This is a genomic window from Roseivivax sp. CAU 1753 (assembly GCF_054482575.1).
Map to the genome: position 1 here is coordinate 180,105 of NZ_JBTLRF010000006.1, position 15,387 is coordinate 195,491.

A 15,387-nucleotide genomic window follows, 5' to 3' on the forward strand; every position below is an offset into this window, starting at 1 on the left:
AATGTCGGATTTTACCCATGTTAGCGCAGGACAACGTGATTTTCAGTGCAAATGCCCGGGACATGTCGGCTATAGCGGTAACAACCAATGTAAAACGGGACGGATGACATGAATATCCACGAGTATCAGGCCAAGGCGCTCCTGCGCAGCTACGGTGCGCCGGTTTCCGATGGCCGGGTCGTGCTGCGGGCGGCGGACGCCAAGACCGAGGCGGCAAACCTCGACGGTCCGCTCTGGGTCGTCAAGGCGCAGATCCACGCGGGCGGACGCGGCAAGGGGTCCTTCAAAGAGGCCGATGCCGGCGAAAAAGGCGGCGTGCGGCTGGCCAAGTCGGTCGAAGAGGCGGCGGACGAAGCCCGCAAGATGCTTGGCAAGACGCTGGTGACGCACCAGACCGGCCCCGCGGGCAAACAGGTCAACCGCATCTACATCGAAGACGGCTCGGACATCGAGAAAGAGCTGTACCTGGCCCTGCTGGTCGATCGCGGCTCCAGCCGGGTGTCCTTCGTCTGCTCGACCGAGGGCGGCATGGACATCGAGGAAGTCGCGGCCTCCACGCCCGAAAAGATCCTGTCCTTCCCGGTCGATCCCGCGACCGGCTACCAGGCCTTCCACGGCCGCCGCATCGCCTTCGCGCTCGGCCTCACCGGCGGTCAGGTCAAGCAATGCGTCAAGTTGATGGGCATCCTCTATCAGGCCTTCATCGAGCGCGACATGGAAATGCTCGAGATCAACCCGCTGATCGTGATGACCAGCGGCGATCTCAAGGTGCTCGACGCCAAGGTCGGCTTCGACAGCAACGCGCTCTATCGCCAGCCCGAAGTGGCCGAACTGCGCGACGAGACCGAAGAGGACCCCAAGGAACTCGAAGCCTCGAAATACGACCTCAACTACATCGCGCTCGATGGCGAGATCGGCTGCATGGTCAACGGCGCGGGCCTTGCCATGGCGACGATGGACATCATCAAGCTTTACGGCGCGGAGCCTGCCAACTTCCTCGATGTGGGCGGTGGTGCCACCAAGGAAAAGGTCACCGAGGCGTTCAAGATCATCACCTCGGACCCGCAGGTCAAAGGCATCCTTGTGAACATCTTCGGCGGCATCATGCGTTGCGATGTGATCGCCGAGGGCGTCGTCGCGGCGGTGAAAGAGGTCGGCCTGAAGGTGCCGCTGGTGGTGCGCCTCGAAGGCACCAACGTCGAGAAGGGCAAGGAGATCATCAACAATTCCGGCCTCGACGTGATCGCCGCGGACAACCTAAAGGACGGTGCCGAGAAGATCGTGAAGGCGGTGAAGGGGTGAGCCGTCAGGCTGAATACACGCCCTTCCTGATCGGGCTGGGGCTGATCGGTCTCGGGCTGGCCGCGCGCCGGGTCGAGCCCGAGACGCTGCGCCTGCCGGAACCCGGCGACCGCCCCGACTTTCGCGGGATCCGCAGCGGCAAGGATGCCGCGCGGGCCGCACGGGACGGGATCGCGGGTTTCATGCCTGCGAACCTCACGAAATCGCTGGGCCGGACGATGATCCTGATGGGTGCCGCCCTCGTGGCCGTCCGGGCGCTCGATGAACTCGTGGATGATGACACCGCCGATTACTGACCGGCGCGCCGGGGGCAAGGGCCCGCCGGTGACAGAAAAGGATGACTGAACGATGGCCGTACTTGTCGACGAAAACACCAAGGTGATCTGCCAGGGCTTTACCGGCAGCCAAGGCACCTTCCACTCCGAACAGGCGATTGCCTACGGCACCAAGATGGTCGGTGGCGTGACGCCCGGCAAGGGCGGGCAGACCCATCTCGACCTGCCGGTCTTCAACTCGGTGCACGAGGCGAAGGCCAGGACCGAGGCCAACGCATCGGTGATCTATGTGCCGCCGCCCTTCGCCGCCGATTCGATCCTCGAGGCGATCGACGCCGAGATGGAGCTGATCGTCTGCATCACCGAGGGCATTCCGGTGCTCGACATGATGAAGGTCAAGCGCGCGCTCGAAGGCTCGAAGTCGACGCTGATCGGCCCGAACTGCCCCGGCGTCATCACCCCCGATGCCTGCAAGATCGGCATCATGCCGGGCCACATTCACAAGCGCGGCAAGGTCGGCGTGGTGTCGCGCTCGGGCACCCTGACCTACGAGGCGGTCAAGCAGACCACCGATGTGGGCCTTGGCCAATCGACCTGCGTCGGCATCGGCGGCGACCCGATCAAGGGCACAGAACATATCGACGTGCTGGAGTGGTTCCTGGCCGATGACGAGACCGAGGCGATCATCATGATCGGCGAGATCGGCGGCTCTGCGGAAGAAGAAGCGGCACAGTTTCTTGCCGACGAGAGGAAGAAGGGCCGCTGGAAGCCCACGGCGGGCTTCATCGCGGGCCGCACGGCCCCTCCGGGACGTCGCATGGGCCACGCCGGTGCCATCGTCGCCGGTGGCAAGGGCGGGGCTGACGACAAGATCGAGGCGATGAAGGCCGCCGGGATCGTGGTCGCCGACAGCCCCGCGACGCTGGGCGAGGCGGTTCTGTCGGCCATCGACAAGGGCTGACGCCGGGTCCCGGACCCGATCCGGGACCTCGCCCCGGTCCGGCGCGGCCCGGTCCGGGCACAACAACATCGACGAGGCCCCGGGTCACGCCCGGGGCCCCTGCACAAACCCCCGAAGGTTCGCGATGGACGCCCATACGTCCGGACCTCTTTCACGACGCTCCGGGATCGGTCGAAAGGATACCAAAGTGACGGATCAAACCCCAAATGACGGCTTCCGTGCCTCCAGCTTCATGCAGGGGCACAATGCCGAATACCTCGAACAGATGTATGCCCGCTATGCGAATGATCCCGCGGCGGTCGACGACGCCTGGCAGGCCTTCTTCGCAAGCCTCGGCGATGACGACACCTCGGTCCGACGCGAGGCCGAAGGCCCGTCCTGGGCGCGCCCCGACTGGCCGCCGCAGCCGCATGACGACCTGACCGCCGCGCTGACCGGCGAATGGCCGATGCCCGCGTTGCCCCCCGAAGCGAAGGGCGCCCGGGACAAGATCGTGGCAAAGGCGGATGCCGCCGAGGTCAAGCTGACCGACGATCAGGTTCAGCGCGCCGTGCTCGACTCGATCCGGGCGCTGATGATCATCCGGGCCTACCGGATCCGGGGCCACCTGGCCGCCGAGCTTGACCCGCTGGGCATGCGCGACAACGCCGAGCACCCGGAACTGGACTACAAGTCCTACGGCTTCACCGAATCCGACATCGACCGCCCGATCTTCATCGACAACGTTCTGGGCCTCGAAATCGCGTCCCTGCGCGAGATCATGTCGGTCCTCAAAAACACCTATTGCGGCACCTTCGCGCTGCAATACATGCACATTTCCGACCCCGAGCAATCCGCCTGGCTGAAGGAACGGATCGAAGGGTACGGCAAGGAGATCAAGTTCACCCGTGAAGGGCGCAAGGCCATCCTCAACAAGATGGTCGAGGCCGAGGGCTTCGAGAAGTTCCTGCACGTCAAATACATGGGCACCAAGCGTTTCGGCCTCGATGGCGGCGAAAGCCTGATCCCGGCGATGGAGCAGATCATCAAGCGCGGTGGCGCGCTGGGTCTGAAGGAAGTCGTTATCGGCATGCCGCATCGCGGTCGTCTGTCGGTGCTGGCCAACGTCATGGGCAAGCCCTACCGCGCCATCTTCAACGAGTTTCAGGGCGGCAGCTTCAAACCCGAGGACGTGGACGGATCGGGCGACGTGAAATATCACCTCGGGGCCTCGTCGGACCGCGCCTTCGACGGCAACGAGGTCCACCTGTCGCTGACTGCGAACCCCAGCCACCTCGAGGCGGTGAACCCGGTTGTTCTGGGCAAGGTGCGCGCCAAGCAGGACCAGTACAAGGACAGCGCCCGCACCCAGGTCCTGCCGATCCTGCTGCACGGCGACGCGGCCTTCGCGGGCCAGGGCGTGGTGGCAGAGTGTTTCGCGCTGTCGGGTCTGCGCGGGCATCGCACCGGCGGCACCATCCATATCGTCGTGAACAACCAGATCGGCTTTACCACCGCGCCGCATTTCTCGCGCTCGTCGCCCTACCCGACGGACAACGCGCTGGTGGTCGAGGCGCCGATCTTCCACGTCAACGGGGACGACCCCGAGGCGGTGGTGCATGCCGCCAAGGTGGCCACCGAGTTCCGCCAGAAATTCGCCAAGGACGTCGTCATCGACATCTTCTGCTATCGCCGGTTCGGTCACAACGAGGGCGACGAGCCCATGTTCACCAACCCGCTGATGTACAAGAAGATCAAGGGGCACAAGACGACCCTGTCGCTCTATACCGAACGGCTGGTGAAGGACGGTCTGATCCCCGAGGGCGAGATCGAGGACATGAAGGCGTCGTTCCAGAGCTTTCTCAACGACGAGTTCGAGGTCGGCAAGAACTACAAGCCCAACAAGGCCGACTGGCTGGATGGGCGCTGGTCGCATCTCGACCGGCAGAAGCAGGGCAAGTACCAGCGCGGCAAGACATCGGTCGCGCCCGAGACCTTCGCCGATATCGGCGCATCGATCACCCGCGCCCCGGACGGTTTTCCGATCCACAAGACCGTCGGTCGCCTGCTCGAAACCCGCAAGAAGATGTTCGACACCGGCAAGGGTTTTGACTGGGCAACGGCGGAATCCATCGCCTTCGGCTCGCTTCTGACCGAAGGCTTTCCGGTGCGCCTGTCAGGCCAGGATTCGACACGCGGCACCTTTTCGCAGCGCCATTCCGCGCTGATCGATCAGGAAACCGAAGAACGCTACTATCCGCTCAACCATATCCGCGAGGGCCAGGCCCGGTACGAGGTCATCGATTCGGCGCTGTCGGAATATGCGGTGCTGGGGTTTGAATATGGCTACTCGCTGGCCGAACCCAACGCGCTGACGCTCTGGGAGGCGCAGTTCGGCGACTTCGCCAACGGCGCGCAGATCATGTTCGACCAGTTCATCTCGTCGGGCGAAAGCAAGTGGCTGCGGATGTCGGGACTCGTGTGCCTGATGCCGCATGGCTATGAAGGCCAGGGCCCCGAACATTCCTCGGCCCGGCTGGAACGCTGGTTGCAGCTTTGCGGTCAGGACAACTGGATCGTGGCCAATTGCTCGACCCCGGCGAACTACTTCCACATCCTGCGCCGCCAGTTGCACCGGTCGTTCCGCAAGCCGCTGATGCTGATGACGCCGAAGTCCCTGCTGCGCCACAAGATGTGCATTTCGGACAAGGAAGACTTCGTGACCGGATCGTCCTTCCACCGCGTTCTGTGGGACGATGCCGAGAAGGGCCATTCCGACAACGAGCTCAGACCCGACGCCGAGATCAAGCGCGTCGTTCTGTGTTCCGGTAAGGTCTATTACGACCTGCTCGAAGAGCGCGATGCCCAGGGCATCGACGATGTCTACCTGATGCGGGTCGAGCAGTTCTATCCCTTCCCCGCCGTGTCGATGGTCAACGAGCTTGAGCGCTTCAAGACCGCCGAGATCATCTGGTGCCAGGAAGAGCCCAAGAACCAGGGGGCCTGGAGCTTCATCGAACCCAATATCGAATGGGTCCTGGGTCGCATCGGTGCCGATCACAAGCGTCCGCGCTACGTGGGCCGCGCGACCTCGGCCTCGGCGGCGACCGGCCTTGCCAGCACGCACAAGCAACAACAAAAGGCGCTTGTCGACGAAGCGCTCACGATCGAAGGAAAGTGACCGACATGACCACCGAAGTCCGAGTGCCCACCTTGGGTGAATCCGTCTCAGAGGCGACTGTCGCCACCTGGTTCAAGAAGCCCGGCGACCGGGTCGAGGTTGACGAGATGCTCTGCGAACTGGAGACCGACAAGGTCACCGTGGAAGTGCCCTCGCCCGCCGCCGGAACGCTGGCCGACATCGTCGCGGGCGAAGGCGAAACCGTCGGCGTCGACGCGCTTTTGGCGAATATCTCGGAAGGGGCCGAGGGCGGCAAGGCCGAGAAGGGCTCGAAAGAGACCGAGGAGGCCGCGCCGAAGGAGGTCGCGGGCGACGGCGGCGATCAGGGCGACGCGCAGGGCGACAAGGTCGACGTGATGGTGCCCACCCTGGGCGAATCGGTGTCCGAGGCCACGGTCTCGACCTGGTTCAAGAAAGTCGGCGACAGCGTCGAGGCCGACGAGACGCTGTGCGAGCTGGAAACCGACAAGGTGTCGGTCGAGGTGCCCGCCCCCGCCGCGGGCACGCTGGCGGAAATCGTCGCCGAGGAAGGCACCACCGTCGAGGCCAATGGCCATCTCGCGGTGATCGCCAAGGGCGCAGCCGGGGAAAGCGGCAAGGCCAGGCCCGGGGCCGGCAAGTCAGATGGCGGCGACAAGGCCGCGGCCCCCGAGGGCGACACGCAGTACTCCACCCCCGAGGCGGGCAAGGGCCGCGCCGATGTCGAGGACGCGCCCTCGGCCAAGAAGGCCATGGCCGAAAAGGGCATCAGCCGCGATCAGGTTCAGGGCTCGGGCCGCGACGGTCGGGCGATGAAATCGGATGTCGATGCCGCCATCGCCGCCGCCAAATCCGCGCCTGCCGCCGGTTCCGCGGCCAAATCCGCGCCGCGCGCGCCGGTCTCGGCCGAGGACGAGGGCCGCGAAGAACGCGTGAAGATGACGCGCCTGCGCCAGACCATCGCGCGGCGCCTCAAGGACGCGCAGAACAACGCTGCGATGCTGACCACCTACAACGAGGTGGACATGACCGAGACGATGGCGCTGCGGTCGCAATACAAGGACCTGTTCGAGAAGAAACATGGCGCGCGGCTGGGCTTCATGTCCTTCTTCACCAAGGCCTGCTGCCATGCGCTGAAGGAAGTGCCCGAGGTCAACGCCGAGATCGACGGCACCGACATCGTCTACAAGAACTTCGTGCACATGGGCATCGCGGCGGGCACGCCGCAGGGTCTTGTCGTGCCTGTGATCCGCGACGCCGATGCCAAGTCCTTCGCCGAGATCGAAAAGGACATCGCCGACAAGGGCAAGCGCGCCCGCGACGGCAAGCTCTCGATGGCCGAAATGCAGGGCGGCACCTTCACCATCTCGAACGGTGGCGTCTACGGCTCGCTGATGTCCTCGCCGATCCTGAACCCGCCGCAATCGGGGATCCTCGGGATGCACAAGATCCAGGACCGCCCAATGGTGATCGACGGCGAAATCAAGATCCGCCCGATGATGTACCTGGCGCTCAGCTACGATCACCGCATTGTCGACGGCAAGGGTGCCGTGACCTTCCTCGTGCGGGTGAAAGAAGCCCTGGAAGATCCGCGCCGGTTGTTGATGGACCTGTAAACCGTGACCCGGGCAGAGCAATATGACGAGGCCGTCGCGCGACGTCGACGCTTTGCTTTGCCCGGGTACCGGACGCTGGCCGAGACCGGGTTCGACGGCGCGTATGTATCGCCGATCCAGATCACCTCGGGCAATCTCGAGGGGCCGATGCTGATCACGAAGGACTGGCTGGATGCGCCATCCGCCATCGCCAACCGCCCGGTTCTCGCGAAGACGGGTTATCTGCCCGGCATCCCCTTCAACCAGGTGATCGACCGCGCGCTGGCGCTGGTCGGGATGCGCCGCGAAGACATCTACATCACGCCGGTATTCAAGCTGCTGCCGCCGGTCCGTTCGCACCCGATCACGTCGTCCGAGGCGCGCGCCTCGTTCGAGGCCGTCACCCGTTTCGAGTTGATGGGCCGCCGCCCGATTGCTGCGGGGTCCGATGCGGGGCGCGTGCTCGATCACTTCGGCATCGACCATATCAAGACCATCCACCCCTCGGCACGGGGCCTTGCCTATCGGGACCGCGCCGCGATCATTGCCCGATCCCTGGCCCAGACATGAGCCACCGCTAAAACCAGACCGGCCAAGTCAGGCACGGTCCCGAACAGGAGCCTTCCCATGAGCCACCAGCTTCTCGTCCGCTACGCGACCTTCGACCGGGCGGATTTCGATGACGACGCCGAGAACCGTGGCAATGCGGGGCTGTCGCTGCTTCAGCTCTGGCGGTCGGAGGGCGGCGCGCATTGGGCGCTGTTCCAGGTGAACGATGTCGACAAAGCGCGCGGCTGGCTGGATAAGAGCGGCGCCCTCGGCCACGGACCGTCGGAGTCGCATTTCCTGGAGACCGCATGACCCCGGAACTGACCATCCTGACACTTGCGGCGCTGCTGCAATGCCTGCAATTCGTGGTCTTCTCGGTCATGGCCAATCGCGACCTCGGGACGGGTTACACCACGTCCCCGCGCGACCGCGCCCCGTCCCGCCCGATGCGCGAGCGGACAGCGCGGATGCAGCGGGCGCTGAACAACCATTTCGAGGGGCTGATCCTGTTCGGCATCGCCGTGATGGTGGTGACCTATGCCGATATCGCCGACGAACGGACGGCGCTGGCGGCGGCGTTCTACCTGCTGGCGCGGATCCTCTATGTGCCGGCCTATTATTTCGGGCTTCGGCCCTGGCGGTCGCTGATCTGGATGGTCGGCTGGCTCGCCACCGTTTTCATGCTGCTTTACGCGCTGTTCTGAGACGCGCTTCGATTCGAACTGAAAGGACGACCCCATGGCCTCTTACGACGTCATCATCATCGGCTCCGGCCCCGGCGGCTATGTTGCCGCGATCCGCGCGGCACAGCTTGGCCTCAAGACCGCCTGCGTCGAGGGGCGCGAGACGCTGGGCGGCACTTGCCTGAACGTCGGCTGCATCCCGTCCAAGGCCTTGCTGCACGCAACGCACCAGTTGCACGAGGCCGAGCACAACTTCGCCAAGATGGGTCTCAAGGGCAAATCCCCGTCGGTCGACTGGGACCAGATGCAGACCTACAAGGCCGAAACCATCGAGACCAATACCAAGGGCATCGAGTTCCTGTTCAAGAAGAACAAGGTCGACTGGCTCAAGGGTTGGGGGTCGATCCCCGAGAAGGGCAAGGTCAAGGTCGGCGACGAGATCCACGAGGCCAAGAACATCGTCGTCGCCACCGGTTCGGACGTGGCGACCCTCAAGGGGGTCGAGATCGACGAGAAGATCGTCGTGTCCTCGACCGGCGCGCTGACCCTGCCCAAGATCCCCAAGAAGATGGTGGTGATCGGCGCGGGCGTGATCGGGCTTGAGATGGGGTCCGTCTATGCCCGCCTCGGCACCGAGGTCACGGTGATCGAATATCTCGACAAGATCACCCCGACGATGGATGGCGAGGTGTCGAAGACCTTTCAGAAGTTGCTGCAGAAGCAGGGGATCGCCTTCATCCTCGGTGCGGCGGTACAGGGCGTCGAGACGATGAAGACCAAGGCCAAGGTGAACTACAAGCTCAAGAAGGACGACAGCGAAGAGACGCTTGATGCCGATGTGGTGCTGGTCGCGACGGGCCGCGTGCCGGTGACCGACGGGCTTGGCCTGAAGGATCTCGGGGTCGCGCTTACCGACCGGGGTTTCGTGAAGACCGACGACCACTGGAAGACCACGACCGACGGCATCTACGCGATCGGCGACGCCACCGAAGGCCCGATGCTGGCGCACAAGGCCGAGGATGAGGGCATGGCCGTCGCCGAAGTGCTGGCGGGCAAGGCCGGGCACGTCAATTACGGTGTCATCCCGAGCGTGATCTACACCCACCCTGAAGTGTCCTCGGTCGGTCAGACCGAAGAGCAGCTCAAGGAAGCGGGGCACGACTACAAGGTCGGCAAGTTCTCGTTCATGGGCAACGCCCGCGCCAAGGCCAACTTCTCGGGGGATGGCTTCGTCAAGCTGCTGGCCGACAAGAAGACCGACCGCATTCTGGGCGCGCATATCATCGGGCCGATGGCGGGCGATCTGATCCACGAGATCTGCGTCGCGATGGAGTTCGGTGCCGCCGCCGAGGATCTGGCGCTGACCTGCCACGCGCATCCGACCTATTCCGAAGCGGTGCGCGAGGCGGCAATGGCCTGCGGCGACGGCCCGATCCACATGTGATCCGGTTTCCGCGACACGACAGGGCCGCGCCTTCGGGTGCGGCCCCTTTCGTTTGTAGACCATGCGCGCCGATGTTCCGGATGCGGCCTTGCCGAGGGGATTGATCCCGGTCCGAGACCCGCCCGCGCTCACCACATCCGGGGCTGCGCGCGTTCCTCATAGCCATCGTCGTACGCGGGCCCGCCATCCGCCCCGTCCGAGGCTTCGGCGATCAGCGTGCCCATGCTGGGAACCCGGTCCGCATCGTTGCGGCCCCAGAGGCCCGAGCGCATGATCGCCTTGGCGCATTGACCGTAGGCCTCGTTGATGTCGATCACGATCACCGTCTTGGGATGCCGTCCGCGCTGTTCGAACCGCTGCCGCGTTCCGGCATCGTCGGTCAGGAAGGCAGTGCCGTTCAGGCGCAGCACGTTCTTGCAGCCCGGCACCAAGAACATCAGCGCGACGCGCGGGTCGCGCACGATGTTGCGCAGGGTGTCGATGCGGTTGTTGCCCTGCCAGTCGGGCAGCAGCAGCCTTCGGTCGTCGACGATCTGCACCACCGGGCCGTCATCGCCGCGCGGGCTGCCGTCGGTGCCTTCGGGGCCAACGGTCGACAGGACGCAGAAACGCGACGCCGCGATCCACTGGCGATGGGCGTGGCCCAGCCGCGTCGTCACTTTGGCCAGCGATGCGGGCACCGGCGCGTCATAAAACGCCTCGAGCGCCGCGATGCTGTCAATCCGGCGCATGAAATCCCGCTTCGGCCATCAGCCTGTCGGACGCGGTTTCAACCTCCTCCTCCAGCAGCCTGAGGAATTCGGCCCGTTCGGTGCCCGCCGGGATGCGCGGCAGGAACTCGATCACCGCCACGCCGGGCTTGCGGTAGATCCCCTTGCGCTGCCAGTAGATGCCCGCGTTGGTCGCCACCGGCACGCAATCCTGCCCCAGTTGATCGAACAGGACCGAGGTGCCGACCTTGTAGGGGGCCTTGACCCCCGGCGGCACGCGCGTGCCTTGCGAATAGATGATCAGCTGGCCGGGCGATGCACGCCCCTTTTTCACGTCGGCCACCATCTTCTTGATCGCCTGCCCGCGCTTGCCGCGATTGACCGGAACGCACCCGATGCGCAGCCCGTACTGGCCGATGATCGGCGTGTACATGATCTCGCGCTTCATGATGAACTTGCCCGCCGGGACGGCGTGGAAGATCAGGATGATGTCAAGAAAGCTTTGGTGTTTCGCGGCGACCAGCACCTCGTCGGTGGGCGGCGTGCCACGGACCTCGTAGCGCAGGTTGATCATCCAGCGCGCGGTCCATTTGACCCAGACGCACCAGGCGTTGCAGGCCGCCCGCGCGCCGCGTTCGGACATCACCGCCCATGGGAAATAGACGATCCCCACCACCAGCATGCCGACATAAATCGTCGCGATATGCGCCAGAGAGCGCAGCCACTGTATCGCATAGGCCATCAGGCGAGCTCCTCCAAGACGCGTTTCGCGGAGTGCCGGGTGGCCAGCAGTGCCACCAGCGCCGCAAGCGGCGGAACCAGAAGCGGCCAGAACCAGTCGGTGCCCCGGAACCCCAGGCCGGTCAGCACGCCACCGGCGTCGCCGGTATCGGGCATCAGCGTCACCGCCACCATGCCCAGAAGCGCGCCTGCGGCAGCACCGCCCAGCGCCCGCAAGGTAAACCGCCGCACGAAGGCACCGGCGATATAGGCGTCGGTCGCGCCCACCAGCCGCAGCACGGCGATGACCTGCGCATTGGCCGCGAGTGCCGCGTTGGCCGCCAGCGTGACCATCGCCGCCATCGCCCCGAAGATCAGCAAGAGCGCTGCCCAGCCCAGCAGCCGCAGCCCGCCCGCTGCCGCCAGAAGCGGTTCGCGCCAGCGCGCGTGATCGTCCAGCACCGCCCCCGGCACCTCGGCCTGCAACCGCAGCCGCAACCCGGCGGGATCGAGACCCTCTTCGGTCTCGACGATTTCGATCAGGCGGGGCACGGGCAGGTTCTCAAGCGGCAGATCGGGTCCGAACCAGGGTTCGAGCAGCGCGCGCTGTTCGGCGTCGTCCAGGGCACGGGCCGACGCGATGCCGGGCGTCGTTTCAAGAACGGCAAGGGTCGCGGCGGTCTGGCGGCCCATTTCCTCAACGGGGGCCGAGATGCGGATCGTGGCCGACCGGGCAAGCTCGTCGCCCCAACGCTCGGCCAGACGCCCGGCGGCCAGCGACATCGCCAACGCGAAGATCGCCAGAAACGCCATCGCGGCGGCGGAAAACAGCGTCAGCTGCACCGTGAACCCGGCCGGCGGCACCACCCGGTCGGCCCCCGCATCGCGGGAAAACACGCCGCGCAGATCCGCCAGAAGCCCCGTCACAGATCCGCCCCCGCAAGTTGCAGCCGCCGGTTCGAGATCCGCAGCACCCGCGCCTGCACATGGGCCTTGGCGGCCCGGATAAGGCTCAGGTCGTGGGTCGCGATCATCACGGTCTTGCCCATGCGGTTCAATTCGATGAGCAATCGCAACAGCCGTTGCGACATCTCCCAGTCGACGTTCCCGGTGGGCTCGTCGGCCAGGATCACGTCGGGCGACATGATGACCGCGCGGGCCAGCGCCGCGCGCTGACGTTCGCCGCCCGAAAGCTCCGGCGGCAAGGCATCGGCACGGTCGGTCAGCCCGACCCAGGTCATCAATTCGTCCAGATCGCCGGACATCGCGCCGCTGTCCTCACCCGCGACGGCCAGCGGCAGGGCGATGTTTTCGGCCACCGAAAGATGGTCCAGAAAGCGGCAGTCCTGATGCACCACCCCGATCCGTCGCCGCGCCATGGCAACGCCGTCCCGATCCATCTGGTTCACGTCCTGATCGAACAGCCGCACCTGTCCCGACGTCGGGAAAAGGGCACCGTAACACAGCTTGAGCAATGTCGTCTTTCCCGCGCCGGAAGGTCCGGTCAGAAAGTGGAAGGAGCCAGGCGGCAGGCTGAGCGACAGGTCAGTCAGAAGCTCGCCGCCGCCATAGCTGTAGCCCACCTTGTCAAACGCGATCACTTGAGCCCCCTCACCATCGGCGATGTTGTGCCCGAGCATCGTCGCGGTTTCAATCCATCGCCACGTCGAAAACGGCTTTTAACGGCCTGCTCCGCGGCTTATTGTTTCCAAACAAAGAATTTTCGGCGGCCAAAGGGAACCCGCGACCACAATGCGACTGATCTGTCCAAATTGCAGCGCACAGTACGAAGTGCCCACCGAGGTCATCCCAGAGGCCGGTCGCGACGTGCAGTGTTCGAATTGCGGACACACGTGGTTTCAGCACCATCCCGACAACGCGCCCGAACAGGAGGCTGACCCGGACGCGGATCTGGCACGGTCGGGCGACAGTGATGCCGAAGCGGCAGGATCCGCCGAAGCGTCGAACGATACCGATGCCGACACATCGCAGCTTCCCGCCCCCGAAACCCAGCCGACGCCGCCTTCGACCGGAACCCGGCGCGGACTTGATCCGTCGGTCGCCGAAGTGTTGCGCGAAGAGGCCGAACGCGAGGCTCAGGCCCGCCGCGTCAACGGCGGTGGCCTCGAGAGCCAGCCCGAGCTTGGCCTTGAAAGCCCCGTCGAAACCGAGGAAGAGCGCCGTGCCCGTCAGGCCCGGGACCGCATGGCCAAGATGCGCGGCCCCGCCGCCGCCTCTGCCGACGCGGACGACACCGCAAGTGGCGCGGACGCGGCCCCCAAACCCGAAGCCATATCGCGGGCGACTGCATCCTCGCGCAGCGAAATGCTGCCCGATATCGACGAAATCAACCAGACGCTGCGCGCGGCCACGGACCGCCGCCCGGTCGAAACCGCCGAGGGCCGTGCCCCGGACGAGGCCGAGCCGCCGCGATCCGGCTTTGCGCGCGGTCTGAGTATCGGCGTTCTGATCGCGATCCTGTTGCTGGCGGTGTATGTCTTCGCGGCCCCCATTGCCGAAGCGGTCCCTGCGCTCGCGCCCGTCCTCGATGTCTACGTGGCGCAGGCCAACGATCTTCGGGTCTGGCTGCAATCGATGCTCGAAGGGCTGGGCCAGATGGTGGGCGGCAATGTCGCCGGGTCCGAGACCCCGGGCGGGAACTGATCGCCAGCGCGCGGCTTTTTCGTCCAAAATCCGTTCAATTCGAATTCTGATCGACATGGAATGGTAAGTTTTTGCCCCTAGCGTGACCCCAAGGACGGAATAAAAGGGTCATCAGGATGAAGCTTACTGCCAGTGATTCAGGCCAGGCCAGGATCATCCACGTGGACGCGGAACGCATCGATGCCGCCGTGGCGTTGCAATTCAAGGACATGATGCGCGACCGCAGTGCCGGGGCCCCCGGTCGCATCCTGCTTGATCTGGGGTCGGTCCGGTTTATCGATTCCAGCGGTCTCGGGGCCATCGTCGCGTCGATGAAACAACTCGACGGCGGCCAGAAGCTCGAACTTGTGGCGCTGTCCCCGATTGTCGAAACCGTGTTTCGGCTGACCCGGATGGATACGATCTTTCCGATCCATCAAAGCGTGGATGACGGGCTGTCTCAAGATGCAGCTTAGACGCATGTCCAGACCACCCGAGTCGCCCGGATCGGATTGCACCGCCAGCGGCCGAAAACTGCGCTATACGCTTGATCCCGGCATGGGGGACGTCAGCCGGACCTGCGTCCAGATCGAATCCGATCTGGTCGCGGCGGGTGTTCCACCGGAAAACGCGGTGCGGATGGCGCTGATCTGCGCCGAGGCGCTCAACAACATCGTCGAGCACGCGCATGCCGACCGCGAAGGTGGCTGGATCAGGGTTGCGGTCCGGACCGATACGCCCTGCCAGATCACCTTTCGGGACAACGGTGCCCCGATCACGGATGGCATCCTGCCGCAGGGTCGGCCCGCAATGCCCGGCCAATCGACCCAGAGCCTGCCCGAGGGGGGATTTGGCTGGCTGCTGATCCGCAGTCTGTCGTCGGACCTGGACTACAGCCACGAAGACGGTGAAAACACGCTGCGCGTCACGCTCAGGTAAGCGCAGGCGCGGGCAGGTCCGGACATCCGGGTCTGCCGATCATCGGCCCGGGCTGTAACGGCCCCACGCGGGCGCGGCGCACGCCCCCGACCCGGTGGCCACCCCACCCCACCACGGTCCGCCCGCGCCGCGCGCGGCATCCGGCGGCCGCAAGCCCCGATCGCGCTACCTTGGCGACGATCCCGGCGATGCACACATCCGCCCCGCCGCCATTTTCCCTTTGTTCCGACCCTGTCCAAGGCCGGTTTCAAACTCTGCGTGCGCCTTTCACGCACACCGGGCGCAACGCCGCAAAAAGACCCTATTTTGCGCCCACTCGCGACACAGTGGGCGGGCAAACATCGTCTTGTAGCTGCAATAAGCTTCCCTCGGCGTCACGCTGTAATAGCCCCCACCCAGTGCGTGACGTCGAGGTTCTTGAACCCGG

16 protein-coding genes are annotated in these 15,387 nt (G+C 65.1%); 12 read left to right on the forward strand and 4 right to left on the reverse strand.

Going from position 1 to position 15,387, the window contains the following annotated elements:
• Positions 1-108: 108 nt before the first annotated feature.
• The 9 genes from sucC (at position 109) to lpdA (ending at position 9,948) form a co-directional block, all read left to right on the forward strand.
• Entirely contained in the window at positions 109-1,302 is a 1,194-nt protein-coding gene (gene sucC / locus ACXYMN_RS14125) for an ADP-forming succinate--CoA ligase subunit beta (RefSeq protein WP_459014359.1), read from the forward strand.
• Entirely contained in the window at positions 1,299-1,598 is a 300-nt protein-coding gene (locus ACXYMN_RS14130) for a hypothetical protein (protein WP_459014360.1), read from the forward strand. Before sucC ends, ACXYMN_RS14130 begins: the two co-directional genes overlap by 4 nt.
• A 52-nt stretch (positions 1,599-1,650) precedes the next feature.
• Positions 1,651-2,538 (forward strand): succinate--CoA ligase subunit alpha, encoded by an 888-nt coding sequence (gene sucD / locus ACXYMN_RS14135; RefSeq protein ID WP_459014361.1) that lies wholly within the window; start codon positions 1,651-1,653, stop codon positions 2,536-2,538.
• A 187-nt stretch (positions 2,539-2,725) separates the two neighbouring features.
• Complete coding sequence (locus ACXYMN_RS14140; protein ID WP_459014362.1) at positions 2,726-5,698, forward strand: 2-oxoglutarate dehydrogenase E1 component; 2,973 nt, start codon at positions 2,726-2,728, stop codon at positions 5,696-5,698.
• Between the two features lie 5 nt (positions 5,699-5,703).
• Positions 5,704-7,293 carry a 2-oxoglutarate dehydrogenase complex dihydrolipoyllysine-residue succinyltransferase gene (gene odhB, locus ACXYMN_RS14145; protein WP_459014363.1) on the forward strand — a complete coding sequence of 530 codons (1,590 nt, stop codon included), beginning with the start codon at positions 5,704-5,706 and terminating at the stop codon, positions 7,291-7,293.
• 3 nt (positions 7,294-7,296) lie between these two features.
• Complete coding sequence (locus tag ACXYMN_RS14150) at positions 7,297-7,842, forward strand: uracil-DNA glycosylase family protein (RefSeq protein WP_459014364.1); 546 nt, start codon at positions 7,297-7,299, stop codon at positions 7,840-7,842.
• Between the two features lie 57 nt (positions 7,843-7,899).
• Positions 7,900-8,133, forward strand: a complete 234-nt coding sequence (locus tag ACXYMN_RS14155) for a hypothetical protein (protein ID WP_459014365.1) — start codon at positions 7,900-7,902, stop codon at positions 8,131-8,133.
• Positions 8,130-8,525, forward strand: coding sequence for an MAPEG family protein (locus ACXYMN_RS14160; protein WP_459014366.1), 396 nt, complete (start codon positions 8,130-8,132; stop codon positions 8,523-8,525). The genes ACXYMN_RS14155 and ACXYMN_RS14160 overlap by 4 nt, the downstream gene beginning before the upstream one ends.
• 34 nt (positions 8,526-8,559) lie before the next feature.
• Positions 8,560-9,948, forward strand: coding sequence for a dihydrolipoyl dehydrogenase (gene lpdA / locus ACXYMN_RS14165; RefSeq protein WP_459014367.1), 1,389 nt, complete (start codon positions 8,560-8,562; stop codon positions 9,946-9,948).
• Between the two features lie 128 nt (positions 9,949-10,076).
• Here the strand turns inward: lpdA and ACXYMN_RS14170 are convergent, their stop codons facing one another.
• Genes ACXYMN_RS14170 through ACXYMN_RS14185 form a run of 4 tightly spaced genes read right to left on the reverse strand, consistent with a single transcriptional unit; the run spans position 10,077 to position 13,018 of the window.
• Positions 10,077-10,679 (reverse strand): pyridoxamine 5'-phosphate oxidase family protein, encoded by a 603-nt coding sequence (locus ACXYMN_RS14170; RefSeq protein WP_459014368.1) that lies wholly within the window; start codon positions 10,677-10,679, stop codon positions 10,077-10,079.
• The gene (locus ACXYMN_RS14175) at positions 10,666-11,400 is read right to left on the reverse strand and encodes a lysophospholipid acyltransferase family protein (protein ID WP_459014369.1); all 735 of its coding nucleotides are present in this window, start codon (positions 11,398-11,400) and stop codon (positions 10,666-10,668) included. The genes ACXYMN_RS14170 and ACXYMN_RS14175 overlap by 14 nt, the downstream gene beginning before the upstream one ends.
• Positions 11,400-12,305 carry a cell division protein FtsX gene (locus ACXYMN_RS14180; protein ID WP_459014370.1) on the reverse strand — a complete coding sequence of 302 codons (906 nt, stop codon included), beginning with the start codon at positions 12,303-12,305 and terminating at the stop codon, positions 11,400-11,402. The genes ACXYMN_RS14175 and ACXYMN_RS14180 overlap by 1 nt, the downstream gene beginning before the upstream one ends.
• Entirely contained in the window at positions 12,302-13,018 is a 717-nt protein-coding gene (locus ACXYMN_RS14185; RefSeq protein WP_459014371.1) for a cell division ATP-binding protein FtsE, read from the reverse strand. The genes ACXYMN_RS14180 and ACXYMN_RS14185 overlap by 4 nt, the downstream gene beginning before the upstream one ends.
• A 112-nt stretch (positions 13,019-13,130) precedes the next feature.
• On the opposite strand from ACXYMN_RS14185, the gene ACXYMN_RS14190 reads away from it, so the two are divergent.
• From ACXYMN_RS14190 to ACXYMN_RS14200, 3 genes are all read left to right on the forward strand, one after another.
• Positions 13,131-14,042 carry a zinc-ribbon domain-containing protein gene (locus ACXYMN_RS14190; RefSeq protein WP_459014372.1) on the forward strand — a complete coding sequence of 304 codons (912 nt, stop codon included), beginning with the start codon at positions 13,131-13,133 and terminating at the stop codon, positions 14,040-14,042.
• 116 nt (positions 14,043-14,158) lie between these two features.
• The gene (locus ACXYMN_RS14195) at positions 14,159-14,497 is read left to right on the forward strand and encodes an STAS domain-containing protein (RefSeq protein WP_459014373.1); all 339 of its coding nucleotides are present in this window, start codon (positions 14,159-14,161) and stop codon (positions 14,495-14,497) included.
• 4 nt (positions 14,498-14,501) lie between these two features.
• A complete protein-coding gene (locus ACXYMN_RS14200) occupies positions 14,502-14,960 on the forward strand; it encodes an ATP-binding protein (protein ID WP_459014374.1) in 459 nt (152 codons plus the stop codon).
• The last annotated feature ends 427 nt before the right edge of the window (positions 14,961-15,387 follow it).

Bases quoted from the DNA above. Each gene is read 5' to 3' on its own strand.
- sucC (WP_459014359.1), top strand. From the start codon at position 109: ATGAATATCCACGAGTATCAGGCCAAGGCGCTCCTGCGCAGCTACGGT.
- sucD (WP_459014361.1), top strand. From the start codon at position 1,651: ATGGCCGTACTTGTCGACGAAAACACCAAGGTGATCTGCCAGGGCTTT.
- odhB (WP_459014363.1), top strand. From the start codon at position 5,704: ATGACCACCGAAGTCCGAGTGCCCACCTTGGGTGAATCCGTCTCAGAG.
- ACXYMN_RS14155 (WP_459014365.1), top strand. From the start codon at position 7,900: ATGAGCCACCAGCTTCTCGTCCGCTACGCGACCTTCGACCGGGCGGAT.
- ACXYMN_RS14160 (WP_459014366.1), top strand. From the start codon at position 8,130: ATGACCCCGGAACTGACCATCCTGACACTTGCGGCGCTGCTGCAATGC.
- lpdA (WP_459014367.1), top strand. From the start codon at position 8,560: ATGGCCTCTTACGACGTCATCATCATCGGCTCCGGCCCCGGCGGCTAT.
- ACXYMN_RS14170 (WP_459014368.1), bottom strand. From the start codon at position 10,679: ATGCGCCGGATTGACAGCATCGCGGCGCTCGAGGCGTTTTATGACGCG.
- ACXYMN_RS14175 (WP_459014369.1), bottom strand. From the start codon at position 11,400: ATGGCCTATGCGATACAGTGGCTGCGCTCTCTGGCGCATATCGCGACG.
- ACXYMN_RS14185 (WP_459014371.1), bottom strand. From the start codon at position 13,018: ATGCTCGGGCACAACATCGCCGATGGTGAGGGGGCTCAAGTGATCGCG.
- ACXYMN_RS14190 (WP_459014372.1), top strand. From the start codon at position 13,131: ATGCGACTGATCTGTCCAAATTGCAGCGCACAGTACGAAGTGCCCACC.
- ACXYMN_RS14195 (WP_459014373.1), top strand. From the start codon at position 14,159: ATGAAGCTTACTGCCAGTGATTCAGGCCAGGCCAGGATCATCCACGTG.
- ACXYMN_RS14200 (WP_459014374.1), top strand. From the start codon at position 14,502: ATGTCCAGACCACCCGAGTCGCCCGGATCGGATTGCACCGCCAGCGGC.